This window comes from Termitidicoccus mucosus, from assembly GCF_038725785.1.
Taxonomy (GTDB): domain Bacteria; phylum Verrucomicrobiota; class Verrucomicrobiia; order Opitutales; family Opitutaceae; genus Termitidicoccus; species Termitidicoccus mucosus.
On record NZ_CP109796.1, the window covers coordinates 1,260,368 to 1,276,482 of the forward strand.

Annotated in this window: 14 protein-coding genes; 3 read left to right on the forward strand and 11 right to left on the reverse strand. The window is 57.9% G+C overall.

The features are described from left to right. Window positions 1-38: 38 nt before the first annotated feature. From OH491_RS04230 to OH491_RS04260, 7 genes are all read right to left on the reverse strand, one after another. Window positions 39-839: a sugar phosphate isomerase/epimerase family protein gene (locus tag OH491_RS04230; protein ID WP_068769188.1), complete on the reverse strand. Its 801-nt coding sequence runs from the start codon at window positions 837-839 to the stop codon at window positions 39-41. Window positions 840-874: 35 nt separating this feature from the next. Further along, window positions 875-2,521, reverse strand: coding sequence for a glycosyl hydrolase family 28-related protein (locus OH491_RS04235; protein ID WP_084442055.1), 1,647 nt, complete (start codon window positions 2,519-2,521; stop codon window positions 875-877). Between the two features lie 118 nt (window positions 2,522-2,639). Beyond that, complete coding sequence (locus OH491_RS04240) at window positions 2,640-3,656, reverse strand: zinc-binding dehydrogenase (protein WP_084441900.1); 1,017 nt, start codon at window positions 3,654-3,656, stop codon at window positions 2,640-2,642. Between the two features lie 40 nt (window positions 3,657-3,696). Continuing rightward, window positions 3,697-6,129 (reverse strand): heparinase II/III domain-containing protein, encoded by a 2,433-nt coding sequence (locus OH491_RS04245; RefSeq protein ID WP_068769184.1) that lies wholly within the window; start codon window positions 6,127-6,129, stop codon window positions 3,697-3,699. 52 nt (window positions 6,130-6,181) lie between these two features. After that, entirely contained in the window at window positions 6,182-7,153 is a 972-nt protein-coding gene (locus OH491_RS04250) for an acetylxylan esterase (protein WP_068769183.1), read from the reverse strand. A 30-nt stretch (window positions 7,154-7,183) separates the two neighbouring features. After that, entirely contained in the window at window positions 7,184-8,266 is a 1,083-nt protein-coding gene (locus tag OH491_RS04255; RefSeq protein WP_068769182.1) for a Gfo/Idh/MocA family protein, read from the reverse strand. A 50-nt stretch (window positions 8,267-8,316) separates the two neighbouring features. Next, complete coding sequence (locus OH491_RS04260) at window positions 8,317-9,321, reverse strand: hydroxyacid dehydrogenase (RefSeq protein ID WP_334319102.1); 1,005 nt, start codon at window positions 9,319-9,321, stop codon at window positions 8,317-8,319. A gap of 221 nt (window positions 9,322-9,542) precedes the next feature. On the opposite strand from OH491_RS04260, the gene OH491_RS04265 reads away from it, so the two are divergent. Both OH491_RS04265 and OH491_RS04270 read left to right on the forward strand, forming a co-directional pair. Then, a complete protein-coding gene (locus OH491_RS04265; protein ID WP_068769180.1) occupies window positions 9,543-10,346 on the forward strand; it encodes a hypothetical protein in 804 nt (267 codons plus the stop codon). A 4-nt stretch (window positions 10,347-10,350) separates the two neighbouring features. After that, complete coding sequence (locus OH491_RS04270; RefSeq protein WP_145928604.1) at window positions 10,351-12,594, forward strand: hypothetical protein; 2,244 nt, start codon at window positions 10,351-10,353, stop codon at window positions 12,592-12,594. A gap of 339 nt (window positions 12,595-12,933) precedes the next feature. Here the strand turns inward: OH491_RS04270 and OH491_RS04275 are convergent, their stop codons facing one another. Next, window positions 12,934-13,902 (reverse strand): AraC family transcriptional regulator, encoded by a 969-nt coding sequence (locus OH491_RS04275; RefSeq protein WP_084441898.1) that lies wholly within the window; start codon window positions 13,900-13,902, stop codon window positions 12,934-12,936. 11 nt (window positions 13,903-13,913) lie between these two features. Between OH491_RS04275 and OH491_RS04280 the strand changes: the two genes are divergently transcribed. Further along, the gene (locus OH491_RS04280; RefSeq protein ID WP_334319101.1) at window positions 13,914-14,162 is read left to right on the forward strand and encodes a hypothetical protein; all 249 of its coding nucleotides are present in this window, start codon (window positions 13,914-13,916) and stop codon (window positions 14,160-14,162) included. Here OH491_RS04280 and OH491_RS04285 read toward each other — a convergent pair. Genes OH491_RS04285 through OH491_RS04295 form a run of 3 tightly spaced genes read right to left on the reverse strand, consistent with a single transcriptional unit; the run spans window position 14,135 to window position 15,940 of the window. After that, a complete protein-coding gene (locus tag OH491_RS04285) occupies window positions 14,135-14,605 on the reverse strand; it encodes a response regulator receiver protein (RefSeq protein ID WP_068769177.1) in 471 nt (156 codons plus the stop codon). The two genes, OH491_RS04280 and OH491_RS04285, sit on opposite strands and share 28 nt — an antisense overlap. Further along, window positions 14,605-15,324, reverse strand: coding sequence for a hypothetical protein (locus OH491_RS04290; RefSeq protein ID WP_068769176.1), 720 nt, complete (start codon window positions 15,322-15,324; stop codon window positions 14,605-14,607). The genes OH491_RS04285 and OH491_RS04290 overlap by 1 nt, the downstream gene beginning before the upstream one ends. Beyond that, window positions 15,317-15,940: a hypothetical protein gene (locus tag OH491_RS04295; RefSeq protein ID WP_145928603.1), complete on the reverse strand. Its 624-nt coding sequence runs from the start codon at window positions 15,938-15,940 to the stop codon at window positions 15,317-15,319. Before OH491_RS04295 ends, OH491_RS04290 begins: the two co-directional genes overlap by 8 nt. Between the last annotated feature and the right edge of the window lie 175 nt (window positions 15,941-16,115).

The window sequence follows — 16,115 nt, forward strand, 5'->3', positions numbered from 1 at the left end:
GCCGGACGAATTTCTACACGTAGAAAAGATGCGCGGTTTTACCACCAGCCCGTGCCCGCCGCGCTTGACAGGGCCGTGTCGAGATCGCCGATGCGGGGATGCCACAGCAGTTCCCACTCCAGCGCCATGATGCCGGAAAATCCATCCGCCGAGAGCGCGGCCCGCAATTCACCCATCGGAAACTCCCCCATGCCCGGATATACATAAGTATAAGCCCTGTCGCCATCACGCCGGCTCACGCTGTCCTTCACATGCAGGTGCGCGACGTGTTTCGCAATCACCCGCCATGTATCGACGGGATGCTCGCTGCCGAGTCTCCATGTGTGGTGCGTGTCCCAGAGAATGCGCACACCGGGCGCATGCTCTAGAAAATCCATGATCTTTCGCCCCGTGAACAATGAGTCATGCGTCTCGATGACAATGTCGCTTTTCCAGCCCTTGGCCGTGCGCAAATCCTGCCACCAGCGGATCGTTTCCACCGCCTCCCTCCGGCCTGCTTCCCCAGCAGAGGCACCGCCATCAAACACGCGCAAAGGCACTCCTCCCAGCGCCTCCGCCCAAGGCAAGAAACGAAGAAATTCGCCACGCTGCCCATCCCCCGCCCCGGTGAGCTTCAGGGAGGTGTCGAGGCAATAGATCCGCGCCGGCTGTCCGGCCATGGTTTGGGCCAGAATCTCCGGCGACTTGCAGGTTCTTTCAAAATATCCCGGCAGGTCAATGCTGCCGCCGAGCGCGCGCAGTTCCACGGCCATTATCCGATGACGGGCCGCCAGCGAAAGTGTCTCGTCCAGCGACAGTTCAAAGCAACCCAGTGAGGTGAAGGCATGTGTGCAGTGCATGTTTGGAATTATATTATATGTCCGTAATATGAATGTTACCTGCCAAGCCTTCGTTTGCGCTGATCCAGATAAAGCGATCGGGGCGCAAGTGAATCCCCCTTGCCCGCGCCCTCGACAAATTCATTTTCACCGGCATCCACCTTGCACGCCGATCCCCGGGTGCCGATGATATAACCGGCGCCATACTGCTCCGACTGGACGAGAACTTGGGGGCGCTTTCTTTCTCCATACTCATGAAACACAAAAACCGGCTCCCCGTATCGCTCGCCTTTCAGGTTCCAAAACACCGATTGCGTCGTTGTGATGCCATGCATAGGGTTTCCGCCCCATTTCCCCCAGGGCCGAAACTTCGCCTCAAAATAATCTCCGTCGCACGTCGTTCCATCAACCAAGTTGGCGGGCGAAAGCCACATGTGAAAATCGGAGGCAAGCAGCCCGTCTTTGGCCAGACAGCCAAATACCACATTGCCGCTGCATTGTGCGGTGCCAAAGCTATAGTTATGCCTGCCCGCCTCAGCCAGGCAATTCTGTATCAGACAATCCTGTCCCATCATGTAATACGGATATCCATCCCCGCTTCCGCCGCGATATTGCGGGAATCTCCATTGGCAATCTTCTATCGTGATCAGGCGGCAACGCCTGAGACGTATCCCATTGGACAAGGTATGGATATTATCATTGTTTACTGACGGCCGATACGAATTAACCCGGCGTATCCAGCAATTTTCCGCATTTTCAACCAGTATCGCGCATGAATTGCTCGCGTCATAACCAACCGTGCCGGCGTTTAAATGATCCAGTTCACCCAGCCCCGGGCCCGGATGCTGCCGCATCCCGATCGAAAAGTCCTCCAGTCCCACTTCTGAAACAAGCCTTCCCCGTAATTTTTCAACCCGGGCATTGTCCGCCATAAGCATAGGATATCGCGTGGGTATGTCCATCGTGAGCGTGTTATTTTCCTTGTCGACCGCCATAATCGTTCGGATAAAGGCAACGATTCTGAATCCGGCTTCCTCTGGAAGCCATTCTCCCGCCATTCCATGCTCGTCAATAAAACGCTGTGTGAGATCAATCCGCGCGAGCACGCCGTCCCCAACGTTGAACAACGAGGCGTCTTCTACCGGGAGTACTTTGGCGGGCAGATGAATATCCTGTGCCATGGGGCTTACAATCATCCCCCGTTTCGCATTACTGGCGGATCTTGGGGCTTTTTCCGGCCATGCTTTCATTTCTGTTGAGCGAATATCTATGATGGTTTTCCCGCGCATTTTGTAGCCATCCAGGAACAAAAATGTCTTATCCGCGCCGCCCCCGCGAAGAATCGTTTTGCTTCCCCGGATGTCCAGCACGGAGTTTTTGCCCTCATCGATGCTCACACGATATGTTCCGGCAGGCATGAACACCACGCCGCCGCCGGTTCTCGCGGCATGGTCAAGGGCGGCTTGTATGGCGCGGGTTGAGTCTTTTTTGCCCGAAGGGTCGGCATAATAGGGTTTTTGGGCGACGTTAATTATGTTTTCATCGATATCGGGTATTGAAACTTCTCCTCGATGATATCCGGCATACGAGAAATCGTGCAAAAACCGTCCTTGGGAATCCATATGCCCCGGCTGCCAATTCTCCGGGTACAAGGACGATCTCCAGCTCTCTCCGGAAGCAAGTGATGCGGAATGGCTGGCCATGAGGAGGCAAATTATAATGCTCCAAAATTCGCGCTGTGTCTTGTGTCCGAAAATGTACATATTTTTCATGCGTATGTTTTATAAGCCATCTGGAATTTGCACCAAGGCCGGCGCCGCTTCATTTAACCAGTCCGGTCCAGTCAACGGCGACTCCCAACATCGTGGTTTTATCACAAGCGAGACGTTCATAGATGGCCGGCAGGCCGGATGGGGGCACGACTTGAGTGATGAGTGAGTCAACGACCACCTGCCTCGTCCGGATCCAATGAAATGCCTGCCTGATCAATTCATGGCGTGAGGGCCTCCCGGCGGCGGCATAGTTTGGCACCATCGTTTCATGAACGCCGATGAGAGAGGCCCCTTTAAGGTGCACCTGCTTGTACAAGTCAATTTCCTGCGGCCCGCGCGGCGACCCCAAGATCAGGACGTCTCCACCTCGTTTTACCGCCGCAAGCGCAACCGGCACAAGCGCGGGAACACCGGTGGCTTCGACGATGCAATCCGGTGGGCCGCCCAGCGCATCCAATGCGGCTGCCAGCCCCTGCCCGCTCGCGCCAGCAACAGCCTTCAATCCACAGTGCGATGCGCGGGCGGCACGTTCTGCGTTAAGGTCTTGTATCACCACATCGCGAACTCCATCCGCTCGAAGCACCTGCGCGGCCAGCAATCCAACCATGCCGGCTCCAATCACAATCACACGATTGGGCTGGGAATGGAGCCGATAAAGCGTCGTTGCCGAAATCTGAACAAGTCTGGCGAGCAGGATTTCATCATCGGAAAGATCGGCCGGCACCGGCAACCAGACCTCTGCCTGGGGATTCAGCACCGACCAGGAGGCATGGCGGCCATGATGAAAAATGCGGCTTCCTGTTTTTGGGGTGGACACACCGCCACCGGCCTGCACCACAAGCCCGATCGATGCGTATCCCGGGAGATGGGGATACTTGGCATACGGGATTTCTGGATCGGCAATCCCGGCATGCGTGCCCTCATAGAGGGCAAGCTCCGTTCCCGGACTCAGCAGGCTGCGTTCTGTCTTTATGAGAACTTCATTGTCGGCGACAGGTGGGCGCGCCTGAGGCCGCAATTCAACCGTTCTCGGTCCGGCAAACACAACCTTGATTCCTTCTTTCATGAATATAGGAAGCGCATCGACCGCTATTCGCAGGTATTGCTCATAACTTGAGATCAGCCGTGCGGGTTGAATTGCCCGCCGGGAGTTGCATGGTGGTGATGTTTTTCCCGTTCTCGCTGATCTGCAAACTGCCGGCCTTGGCCATGTCGCTTTCGATTTTGCAACGGCCGGCTTTCAACGTCAGCGTCACTTTGCCTGGGTGATCCAGCGTTAGCGTTTTCCCATCCGGCAAAACAAGACTTTTTCCGAAAACGCCAAAAGATATCTCTCCGGGCGTGGACCAGGCAAAACCGTAAGCACCGTCCAATCGCTCACTCTGCCCCACGTATATCGTGCATTTTTGCCCGCCCTCATTGATCTCCACCACTCCCTTGCCGATGACAGCCGGAACAAATGATTCCGGCTTGTCACGCCAGCGATCCTGTATGCTAAGCGCGGTCAGGATTTCGCATTCCTTGGTGGCGGGAAGATGGAGTTTCAAATGCTGCGCACGCACCACATACTCGGGACGCCGTCCGGAAAGATCCACATTGATTAAAGTAGGGCCGGTCGCGCTGTCCTCCAGGGGGACGAGACTTTGCACGATAATGCGACCACCGTTGACATCCGAATACCAGCGGTCACCCGCGCCACTGTAATCGGGAACAAAAGGACGATCCGAGTTCAGCACCCACGTGAACGTGTGGGCGTCGGGCGCGGCGATGGAATCGCGTATGACCAGCCAGCGTCCCCCCACCATGATCAATTGCCTGTGATAATGCTCCAGGCGAAGAGCGTCATCATAAGCGGCCTCGATGATTGCGGTGGCTGCGGCCACCTGGGAAGAAAGCCATACCTCCTCGAAACGCATCGGATCGTATTTTGAATAAGGCGCATGGGCAAAGCTGTCCCAAGTCGAGCCTTCTTTATACTGTCCTTTTCCGTCGATCAGGACACAACTGTGATGCTCGGTCTTTTTCTCCCCCGAATACCCAGGGGCGGTCACAAGATACCCTCCCCGGGCAAAAATCTGGAAGGTTCCGGCATCCTGATGCACATGCCCCATGCCCATTTTCCAATCTGGATATTTTTTCAGCAGTGCGGTTGTCTTGTGCCCCTCGGGCGGCCCCGCCTTGAAAAACAAGTGAGTGCCCGAGGACGCGTTCCTTCCCGTCCATCCGTTTCTCCAAAAAATCACGTCGTGATTGGCAAAATAATGCCAGGCGGGAACCTCGGCGATTTTTGGGTCCGGTTCCAGATTTCTTGCCAGGACTGGAAGTTTCAGCAGCACCAAGGTCGACTCTAGGGCATCCACGGACAACCGGTCAAAATTTCCCCTGTCCTTCCATCCGCCCGATATGATATGACGGGCCAGCGGGGATGGAGCGATCTCCGCCATCTGCAAGACGGAGGGAAGGGCCAGGGGCACCTTCAAATCGCTCATGAAAAAACGATAGCCGGTGTAGGCTTCGCGCGGGCCATGGTCAGCATAAGGGAAAAATTTCCCCGCCTCAGACAGGCGGACATGGGCGAGGTATTCCGCCAGTCCCGTGAACAGGCCGGGGGTGCCATCCTCTGAGGACTTGCGCAAATCCTCCCCGGTCATGCGCCAAAGCGCCTCGGCATAGGCGGTCGCATACTGGAAAAAACCATTCCAGTAGCCTATCCCCTCATAATAAAACCCGTCCCCGCTGAGAGCCTGGGCCGTGCGCCGCATCGCGTTCCGGGACCATACCGCCCAGTCGGCGATTTCCGGATGCTCCCGCGCCTTGTCGGACAGCGCCATGGCGGCCATCCCCAGTCCTCCCGCGACAATATAAAAATGGTTCTGTTCATACCAAAAACCCATGATGGCATCCATGTCGCGATAGGTCTGCGCTCCCTGAACCAGCAGGGTCTTTTCCAGAATATCGATGTCACCGGGATATTTTTTCTGATAATCCTTGTTTGAATACAGCAGGTCATACATCAACGCAGTGGAATACAGCAGCCCGCCCACCGCCAGGTCCTTGTTTTCGGTTCCCAAGCCCGGTATGACAATCGGCTGTGGATTTTCCACAAAGACCGGGGCATAGGATTTCCGTATCCAGTTGTGCACCGTCTCCGCATAATGAGCCTCTCCGGTCATGAGGTAAAGCGTGGCGCTCAAGAGCACCCGCCTGGGGATGTTCCAGCCGTGTATGCCTGCATTCATGGGCACCAAGGGAACGGAGGCAAAGCCGCGTTCGTCGGCCAGCAGCGTGTAGTTTCCCTGGTTTTTTCCCCATTCGGCAATGGCGTTCTTCAACTCTTCCGGGCTGCAGACCAGCCTGGGATGCACTCCGGCAAGCGCCGGATTGAAGTCAAACCGTCCGTTTTTCAGGGAGGCATGGGACTCCTCCACGGAAACGGCAGCGCCTGCATGAGCGTCCCCCGCAAGAATCGCGGCGAGCAGCACCGACAACAAGGCAGGCAAAAACGGCATTTTTGAGACAGGCATGTTTTTATATTTCATGGGATATGGCATATGTGCTTTCAGACTGTGCGTGAATGTTCGGGGGCGATGCTCATAGCCCGTGCATGAAATCAAGCATGAGATCGAGATCCCCCGGCATCTGTTCGTGCGTGTAGTCCGGATAAATGACCACGCGCTTGGGCGAGGTTATTTTGTTATAGGCGGCAAATTGGGTGCTTGGCGGACACACCGTGTCCATCAGGCCCGTCTGCATCAGCACCTCGCCCCGTATCCGCGATGCGAGATGCTGGCAGTCAATATACCCTAGCTTTGCAAACACCTCCTCCACCCGCTCGTGCCGTGGATCAAACATGCGAAACCAGTAGCGCAATTCTTCATAGGCATCCTTTGCCAAGTCCATTTCCCACACGCGTCGATAATCACAAAGGAACGGATGCACGGGAGCCACCCGCTGGATTCGCGGCTCCAAGGCGGCGCAAGCCAGCGCCAGCCCTCCGCCTTGCGAGCCGCCGTAGGCACCAAGGCGCCCGGCATCCACTTCCGGAAACCCCATGACAACACGCGCAAGCTGGACGGTATCCAGAAATATCTGCCGGTATGCGAGTTTGTGTGGATTGGGATCATCGAGTCCGCGAATGATGTGGCCACGCAACGTTGTTCCCCAAACCCCGCCGGGATCTTGCGAACGCCCGCCCTGACCACGGCAATCCATCGAGGCATGGCAGAAACCCTCCAACGGCCACGCCAGCTTGTCCGTCCAGCCGCCGCTGTTCATCGCATAGCCATGAAATCGCAGTACAGCCGGCAACCGGACCCCCGCCCGGAGATTTTTCGGGCGCAGGTATTTCGCATAAACGCGCGCCCCGCCCACGCCGGTGAACCAGAGGTCAAAGCATTCCGCGTGGCGCGACGGGCTGTCCCTGGCTGGCTCCAAGACTGGATCAGGAGCGGTCGCGGCAAGCTCGTCCAGCGCCTGTTCCCAATAAAGATCGAAGTCGTCCGGCCTGGGATTGCGGCCCTGGTAAAGATATAGCTCGGGCAGCGGTTTGTCGAAGATGGGCATATGGGGTTGGTGTTTATTATGGGTGGTCTCTCAAAGTTTCACCGGTTCTCCGGACCGTGCAGATGCATAGGCGCCATCGATGATTTTCATCAGGATGAGCGCCTGGTCAGGCGTATTGAGGGGGCTCTCCGTTCCCTCGATGCTGCGCACGAAATTCCGCGCGGAGCGCACACGCCCCATATCGGGATCACTTTCCACCGTCACCACCCGGTTGCTCGAGCGCCCGTGATCCTGTGTGTAGAATTCACATAAGTCGGTCGCAGTCGCATCCACCCCGTCGGCGCCGTATAAACGGCGCAGCATGCCACCGGCCTTTGTCCCTTGGAACGCCGCCGAAACTTCCTCGCGCTGCACCATTTCGGCCCAAGATATCTGAAATGACAGCGCCTGTCCTGTCTTGAAGCTGACAAACCCGTGGGCGGCAGTCTCAACATCATTCACTCCGTTGACGGCATCCGGTATGCCCCACGGCCCCTTGAACGTCCTGTCCGTGATGAAATCATCAAACGTCCGGGCAAGCACCCAAGCGGGTTCAGGATAGCCCATCAGATACATGCTCAAATCAATCATGTGCAGCAAATCGACCAGCGCCCCGCCCCCGGACAAAACCTTGTTGGTAAACCATCCTCCAAACCCCGGAATGCCAGTGCGGCGGACCCATTTCGCCTGGGCGGAATTAATGCGGCCTGCTTCCCCATTCTTGACATAGTCCATCATTGCGACGCTTTCGGGGCGCGCCCGGTTGTTGAAATTGAACATCAGCGTGCGCTTGTTCCTTTCAGCAAGCCCTTTCATCTCTGCCATTTCAAGCGCATTCAATGCGGGAGGTTTCTCGCAAAACACATGCTTGCCCGCCGCCAGCGCCTGCAATGTCAGCGGCGCATGATATTTATTGGGCACGATGACGGACACCGCGTTCAACTCCGGCAACGCGGCAAACATGGATTCCGCATCGCCAAATACCCGGGAGACTCCATGCGCCGCGGCGGCGCTTCTGGCAACAGCCTCGTTCGGATCGCACAATGCGACGACCTCGGCCCCTGCCTGCCGGAACCCGGCGATATGATAGGCGGCCATTCCACCTGCCCCGATGATCCCAATCTTTATACCCATGATTTATTGATTGTGAAAGATTGTTATATGCTGAATGCTGCGCCGGACAGTTACTCAATCGGTTTGCTCCGCAGCTTGGAAACGGTCTCCCATTGGGCGCGCTGGCAGCGCTGCGGTGCCAGCCCGCGCAACACCAACTCCAGATCGTCCACCACCAGTTGGCCCATCCACGGCCAGATTTCGGGAATGTTGCCCGCGCGATGAGCCTGCAGGACGGTGTTGGGCGTGCGCCTGGCCCGGTGGCCGGCTGGAATCGGCTCATCGGGCCATACATCGATGGCGGCACGGATGCGGCCTGATTCCGCCGCGTCAAGCAACTCGTCGAAGTTTACTATGCCGGCGCGACTGGCGAGGACGACGATCCCGCCTTTCTGCATCTTGTCGAAATAGGCGCGGCCGATTTTTCCCATGTTCTCCGTCGTCGTGGCGGCCATGAGGAACACGACCGCCGCCCGTTCGAAGCACTCGTCCAGCGTGGCGGGCGTGACATTCATTTCACGCAACGCGCTCGGGTGAATCCAAGGATCGTTGACCAGTATTTCCCCGCCAAAGGGACGCAGGAGAGGGAGCAGCGCGCGCCCGACATTGCCGCAGCCCACGAGAGCCAGCGGGCGTCCATGCAGCAGAATGGAATCATGGTTGTCGCCCTCGCCATACAATGTTTCATTGCCTGCCCGGACGGCCGCATCGGCCTGATGAATGCGGCGTGCCGCCGACAGGGCCAGCCCCAGCGACATTTCAGCCACGGGCTTGGCGAAAACCGGAGCGGTTGACAGCACGTGGATGCCGCGCCGGTGGCATTCAATATAATCGATATTCGGAAGAAAATTGCTCTCCACATTAAACACCACTTTCAATTTCTTGGCGCGCTCCAGCCTCTCGCGCGGAAGCGCGGACTGCCCCACAATGGCCGTGACCTCCGGCAGATATCGCTCGATGTGCGCGTCGGACGCGGGCGCGCCATCATGCCAGATGACATCGCCAAGTGATTCGAGGCGTCGCTTGGTCTCGGAATTAAACAAAACATCAATCCGGCGCGGATGCGGATCGAACATTATGAGGGGACGGGGGGATGATCTTGTTTCCATAGAATAAAGCAGATGGCGAAAAGGGCGGGATAAACCGGGAAGACAGTGATTCCGGCATCGCGCACTCGCAATTATGTTTGTTTTCTACGCGTAGAACAAGGTCCGCCAAATCGGGACTGTGATTTTGATTCTACGTGTAGCAATCCACCTCTGTTGCCCATGGTGCCGGAGGAGAAAAGATATTTTCCGTGAAAACAAAATTACTCCTCGCTCTGGCCATCTCCCCCCTGCTTCTCTTCGCCGCCTCCGCCAAAACTACCGTGGTATCGGTTGATTTTGGTAAGGCCGAAGTTTCGGCAAAAACCTCAAACAACACCGTAAGCTCACCCAATGCCGTCGGCGGTCCGGATCTGGTCTGGCGGCAGGCGACCGCCTCGAACGGGAATACCCTGGCGCTTCTGAAAAAACAAAATGGAAAGGGCGCCGCCCTGAAGCTGGACACACACAAATACCCACATCAGAAATATTATACAACATTCAAACAAGTGGATCTGGGTGTCGGCGAAACAATAACCCTGTCCTTTTCCTATCAATTTATCGGGAAACCGACCGAGGGCAATGAGACATTTCGCTTCGGCCTGTATCTGAAAATCGGCGAGGATACCGGCAAATACAAAGGCGTGAACTGCTACACGTCCGGCGCGGCGAACCGCAAGGTCATCATCGGGACGGAGCAGGGCACGGAGCCGCCCATCCTTGGCGGAAAGGATCTCGGCGGAAAGGCAAACCCGGAGGGTTCCATTGCCAGCGGCACCAAGGAGCATGCGGTTGTTTACAAAATCACCCGGATAAGTGAAACCGCGCTGCGCGCCACTCTGTGGTTCGACGGCAGGGAAATTGTGACCGGCAACGGAATCCCCGACGATCCCGACTATGCCTGGCGTTTCACCGAGCGCGGTGGCGCGATTTTCTCCTTCGATACGCTGGCCTTCGGCTACGGCGAGGAACGGGTTCCGTGTATGATCAGCGACGTCAAGATCACCATCGAGTGATTTGATGACAACTTCCGGCGCCGCTGGCGTGGCATGGAGCCTTCCCATGCCACGCTCATTTTTAACCAGGCAGCCGCTTGCCCTCATGAGATTCATATTTGCGGGATTCGCCCTGGTTCTGCTTGCGCCGGTATTTTGGGGAAACGAAAGCACGACCACCTCAACTCTGCCTAGAATGCGGGTGACGCCCAAAGGAGTGGAAACGTCCTTCGAAGTGATTGGAGAATTCGTCATTGGGCATCCGGTTCTTGTCCCACGCAGAAATAATCATAATGGGCTGGCGCCCATACCGGAGCTGGAAAGCGCCACGAGGGCGAAGCTCCGTTACGCAAACGGCGCCTGCATGGACATCGAGATCAGCGGTTCCCGCATCCGCTATGCGATGGAAAACTTCGTCGAGGATTCAGGCGGACTGCGGTTCACTTTGTTGCTTCCGCCGCGGTTTGGCGTGGGCGGCGCATATTATATTGGGGACGGGACATCGCGCCCTTTCCCTCTCATAAAAGAGCAGCAGATACTGGCCCAGAAAAATGCTTCGATCATTACGTTTCTCGACCCTTCGGGGGAAGGATTTTCCATTCTCACTCCGGAAGGATTCCATGAAATCCAGGATTACCGTGTTTTTGACCAGCCCGCGCTGGCATGGATTTATAATTACCAATTCGGTAAATATTCCAAACGAACGGGTTTCGTTTTTGATATCACATCGCTTTCGCCACTCCCTGACGCCACCCCGCCTCCGCGGTTCATTATTGATCGCTTCGGTCAATATGCGGTTCTCGATTTCCCCGAAAAAATCACGGACGAACGCCAGCTCCGGGAAGACGCGGACCGCGAGGCGACCGACCTGGCCGCCATTGCGTCAACGCCACGCGATTCATGGGGCGGCCTTCCCGGCAGTCGCGAAAGCTACAATCTTCGCGCCACCGGTTTTTTTCGCGCCGGCCATGCCGGGGGACGCCATGTGCTGGTCACACCCGAAGGCAATGTATTTTATCAACTCGGAGTCTGCTGCGTCATGCCCGACGAAGGCATGACGGTGGTGCGCGGGCGCGAGTGTATTTTTGAATGGTTGCCGCCAGCCAAAGGGGGCTTTAAGGCGGCATGGCAGAACGGAGATCCCTCCACCGGAATCGTTTCATTCCATGTGGCCAACATTATCCGCAAATACGGCTCGCCCTATGATGATGAGGCATGGTCCGGGCGCGCTGTAAAACGCCTTCGCGCCTGGGGCTTCAATTCCGCCGGAGCATGGTCACGACTTACGAAAACCATGAAGGCGGTCCATTTCGCGGGGACACCCCAGCTTCCGCTCGAGCCGTGGATGGCGCCTGGATTGCGTCCGATGCAGGGTGCCGAGCGTACCTACGACCCGTTTCAAGCCGGTGTCGAGGAGGTCATCGACCAAGCGTTCGCCGCGCAGGTCGCCCCCCATGCCGATGATCCGGCGATCATCGGCTGGTTTATTGAAAACGAAGTGCTCTATGAAAACATTTCCAAAGCCGTCCCATCCCAGAGAAGCGACTCTCCGTCCAAGCTCCGCCTTGTCCAGTTATTACGGGAAAAATACGAGGGAGATATCACACGCTTCAATGTCGCCTGGGGCCTGACATGCACCGGGTCGCCTGAATCTCCCGCGGATTTTGATGCGCTCAAGGATATCACCCTCTTTGTTGCCACGCCGGACGCGGCCGCCGACATGCGCGACTTTATGCGACTTTTCCTTGAAGCACATTACGCCCGGGTGGAACGTCTTTTTCGCAAACATGCCCCCAATCATCTCCTCCTGGGATCTCGCTGGCAGCCCGGCACGGCCAGTGATGAGCAACTCGTCCGCATCGCCGCCCGGCACGCGGACATTGTGAGCGTTAATTATTACACGCGAACGATTGCCCCTGATTTTTTGCATTACGTGCATGAATGGAGTGACGGCAAGCCGCTGCTCCTGAGTGAGTGGCATTATACGGCAACCGACCAAGGGCTCGGTGGCCATATGGAGGTGCCCAATCAAAAAGAACGTGGTCTTGCCTACCGCAATTATGTGGAAAACACCGCCGTGCTGCCTTTCGTGGTAGGTCACCAATGGTTCGCCTATGCCGACCAACCCGCCACCGGACGCTGGTTCGAAGGTTTGAACGGCGAAGCCGCCAACACCGGCCTCGTCAATGTTGCAGACCGTCCATATCTTGAATTCATTATGGAGTGCAAAAAGACAAATAACACCATCTACGACCTCATGTTTCGGTAGCATAAACCAATTTCATCTGACAGACCATCAGCCGACTTAGATATTATCCCTAAATACAGATTGAAGCAGGCAGCAGGGTGAGGAAGCATGGAGGGATGAGCAGAACCAAGCCGTGGATATCTCACCCCGGCGCGCCTCGCAAACGCCGCCTGCGTCATCCCGCTGCCCCGGTGCTCCTCGCGGCGTCGCGCCGGCATGAACCGCCGGATATGCATACCAACATACTTTATGTGAAAATAATCGACCGCAGAAACTTCCGGTGCGTGTGCCGCGCTGGATTGAATCGGCTAAACTTCGCAAAAAATTCGGCGAAACCTGTCACCGCGTGTCGCTTGAGAGTCATGCATCTCTGGCCAGTGAGAATCGGGCATGTCCCGTTGGGTCGTCAGTTTTCCTCGATTCGATATTTTGCTCATGCCGCGCGCGGATCTCTCGCGGCAGGCATCCGAGCACGCGGCGAAACCATCGGGCCATGAGCGTGTCGTCCGAGAAGCCGCATTGCAGCGCGATGTCGATCTCCTTTTCATCGCTGATCCGCAGCAGTGCTTCGGCTTTTTCCACCCGCCGCCTCATCACATAATGATGGGGTGAGACACCAAAGGTTTGTTTGAACAGGCGGCTGAAATAACCCGGGCTCACGTTGCAGACCTGCGCCAAGGTTGCCAGGCTGAGTTCGTCAGCGAGGTGCTCGTCAATATAGCGCGTCAGAGATGCGGCTGTCTTCTCTGAGAATCGGCCCCTCTGCAATGGCCTGGGGTCCGCTTTGAATAGCGCCCGCAGAAGGTGAGTGGCCAGAGTGGTGCCCATCGACTCGATGTAGAGTCCGTGCGCCGCATCCTCCCCACGACACAACGGGCGAAACGCTTTGACGAGAGGACCGACCAGGGAGTCACGACCGACGAGTCGCGAGAGGGAGAGGATCGTGAACCCGGCTTTGTCCGGGCCGAGCGTGTCGAGCACAAAGGCCGGCTCGCAGTAGAGCATGACCCGGTCCGAATGCTCACCGCAGATCCCGGAGTGCCGGGTCTGGCCGGGAATAACCCACACCGCCGGCCCCTGCACCATAAACTCCTGCCAGCCGTGCTTCAGGCTTTGGAGCCGGATCAGGCACTCGACCGGATCGAGCAGGCAAAAGAGCTGATCCTGGACATGAACGTGCGCGCTCCATGCGTGCGGCCCGCTGCGGTCGCAATACACGCTCACGCCGCGTCCTGGATATGGGCGGCGATAACCGTGAACGGCAGGTGGTAGAGCAACAGGGTTGGGCGAAGCTTTGTGGGCACACCCTGAGCAGGGAGCGTCGGTCATGACCTCGAAAAATGCCCGCGCGGCTCGGCGCGGGCATTTTGATGACTCTACCGGACAAATCGCCGCACGTATCGGCTGAACTTACCAAAATATCGGCTAAACTTATCATTTGGGGATGTGATGACCGCCGCCTGGCCGGCGCGGCACAGCCGGAGGCCGGCCTCGTCATGGATCAGGCAGGTATGGAAGGGCATCGCTTGATGGCTCAGAGCTCCGAGCAGTCCGAGCAGCTTCATGCCGATGTTTCTCCACCGGTGTGAGCGCTCCGGCCGGCCGCCGCGAGGACGGCGGTTTTGAGGTCGGTGTGATTTTCGGGCATGAGCAGCAGGAAAGGCACGTCGAATTTCTCATAATGCTGTCGCTCGATCTCGGAGATTTCCTCGACGCCGATGGCGAGGATCATGTCCTTGCCGCCGGCTTCGCGCAGGGCGCGCACCACGCGCAGGCCGGAGTCCCCCGCCGTCTGGTGGTGATCGACGACGATCACGTCGAAGGGCGCGGACTGCGCATGGGACTTCTCGACCAGCGTCACGGCCTGCGCCGCGTTGTCCGCGTAGATCCACACGCACTCCACGTCCTGCATCAGATACCAGATCGTTCGGCGCGACAGCCAGTGCGACTCCACGTAGAGCAGACGCAATGGAAAGGTTTTGGGCGCATGGCCGGAGACGGCAGGGTCAGGAGGGTGGGTGGATTCGTTCATCAAGCGGTTTTGGGTTCGGGGTCAATCAATTCGACTTCGGTTAAAAAGTGTTCCGGCCGGCCGAGGATGAGTTGGGAGCTTTCGTCGGCCAGGGTCTGCAGGATCGCCAGCAGGGTTTGCGTCTGCCGGCCCAGTTCGGAGAGCTGGTATGAGCGCAGACGCCAGTGCAGGTAGCGGGGACACTCGACCAAGCCGCACTGCATCAGCAGGGGCAGGCACGCTCCGGCACTGGCGCCGGGCACCGCTTTGGTCCAGGATATGAACTGCTCCCGGACAAACGCCTCGGCGGGCATCTGCGCGAGCAGCGTCATCGCTCCGCGCTGGCGCAGCAGTTTGCGGATGATCCAGGCTCCGCCGCGCAGTTCGCCGTGGCCATCGTTCTGGCCCGCGGCGCAGGCGGTCTTTCGGCACAGGGTATCCAGGGGTCGGAACTCAGTTTCCAGGATGTCTTGCAAACGAGCGCCTGCCGCCGTCAGCGCATGGAGGCTGTCCGGCCCGGTTTCCTCCGGCTCACGCCGTTCGAGCAGGAGGGCGCGGCCCAGCTTCCGGACCAGTTGGCCGGCGGTGCCTTTGGCCAGTCCGGGGACCAGCCGGGGCAGATCGGACGGACGGCGCGGGCGCGCCCGGAAACGGCGGAAGCCGAGCGCGTAGGCCCGGCGACGCAGCAGGTAGTCAAGGGCTTTCCAGAGGCTAGTGGCGGGCTGGCCTTCCTCACTCATCCCCGGTCCTCCAGTCACATTCCCGGACATCTACCACGGGAGCCTTGAGGAAGAGTCTGAGCAGGCGCAACACGTCGTCGTCATGCACATGCGCGACGACTAGTCGCAGCAAGGTCGGGAAGGACGCGCGCATCTGTCCATCGCCGTCCTCGATGTCGAAGGCGCCAAAATCGTAGCTACCATTGCGCACGGTACGGCGCAGCGCTGCCAGCGTGCGCGCATGTTCCGGATTTTCCTCAGAACAGGCTTCTGCCAGCGCGGCTTCCAGCACCAGCAGCAACGCGGTGTGGACGATGCGGTCTTTGACGGAGAGCAGCCGGCAAGGCCGGTGCATCCGATCCTGGATGATCCACGACACCGGGCCGGGGCGGTAGCGCCGGCTTTCCAACTCCTCTTTGAGCGTGACGACGAAGGCGGGTTCGCGATGAGCGGGCGCACGCGGCTCGGGATCGCTGTCGGCGAGCATGTCGGCCAGCACGAAGTAGCTGGCCGCGCCGAGCACTTCGCGACGGCACAGGATCGGATACAGCGGCAACACCACCTTCGGCCTGGATGCAAAGGCATCCACAAAATCCAGACATAGTGAACGGAGAAGCGATGGCATGTTGGCGATCATGGCGGGGCGAGGGCGGGAGCTATGAACTGGGGGTGGGGCGATTTAGTTGGTTTGTTTGAACGGAAGGAAACGAACCACACTAATAATACCTTTCCCGAACCCGTTTTGGAATTTAGCGGCCCCTGTCCTTGTGGAGGGACGGCACGGAGGCCGTCGCTCCACAAGGATGAATCTC

Excerpts from the sequence above, each read along its gene's own strand:
- OH491_RS04250 (WP_068769183.1), bottom strand. The coding sequence starts at position 7,153 with ATGCCCATCTTCGACAAACCGCTGCCCGAGCTATATCTTTACCAGGGC.
- OH491_RS04235 (WP_084442055.1), bottom strand. The coding sequence starts at position 2,521 with ATGGCCAGCCATTCCGCATCACTTGCTTCCGGAGAGAGCTGGAGATCG.
- OH491_RS04295 (WP_145928603.1), bottom strand. The coding sequence starts at position 15,940 with ATGATCGCCAACATGCCATCGCTTCTCCGTTCACTATGTCTGGATTTT.
- OH491_RS04255 (WP_068769182.1), bottom strand. The coding sequence starts at position 8,266 with ATGGGTATAAAGATTGGGATCATCGGGGCAGGTGGAATGGCCGCCTAT.
- OH491_RS04260 (WP_334319102.1), bottom strand. The coding sequence starts at position 9,321 with ATGTTCGATCCGCATCCGCGCCGGATTGATGTTTTGTTTAATTCCGAG.
- OH491_RS04240 (WP_084441900.1), bottom strand. The coding sequence starts at position 3,656 with ATGAAAGAAGGAATCAAGGTTGTGTTTGCCGGACCGAGAACGGTTGAA.
- OH491_RS04285 (WP_068769177.1), bottom strand. The coding sequence starts at position 14,605 with ATGAACGAATCCACCCACCCTCCTGACCCTGCCGTCTCCGGCCATGCG.
- OH491_RS04270 (WP_145928604.1), top strand. The coding sequence starts at position 10,351 with ATGACAACTTCCGGCGCCGCTGGCGTGGCATGGAGCCTTCCCATGCCA.
- OH491_RS04245 (WP_068769184.1), bottom strand. The coding sequence starts at position 6,129 with ATGAAATATAAAAACATGCCTGTCTCAAAAATGCCGTTTTTGCCTGCC.
- OH491_RS04280 (WP_334319101.1), top strand. The coding sequence starts at position 13,914 with ATGCCCGCGCGGCTCGGCGCGGGCATTTTGATGACTCTACCGGACAAA.
- OH491_RS04290 (WP_068769176.1), bottom strand. The coding sequence starts at position 15,324 with ATGAGTGAGGAAGGCCAGCCCGCCACTAGCCTCTGGAAAGCCCTTGAC.
- OH491_RS04275 (WP_084441898.1), bottom strand. The coding sequence starts at position 13,902 with ATGACCGACGCTCCCTGCTCAGGGTGTGCCCACAAAGCTTCGCCCAAC.
- OH491_RS04230 (WP_068769188.1), bottom strand. The coding sequence starts at position 839 with ATGCACTGCACACATGCCTTCACCTCACTGGGTTGCTTTGAACTGTCG.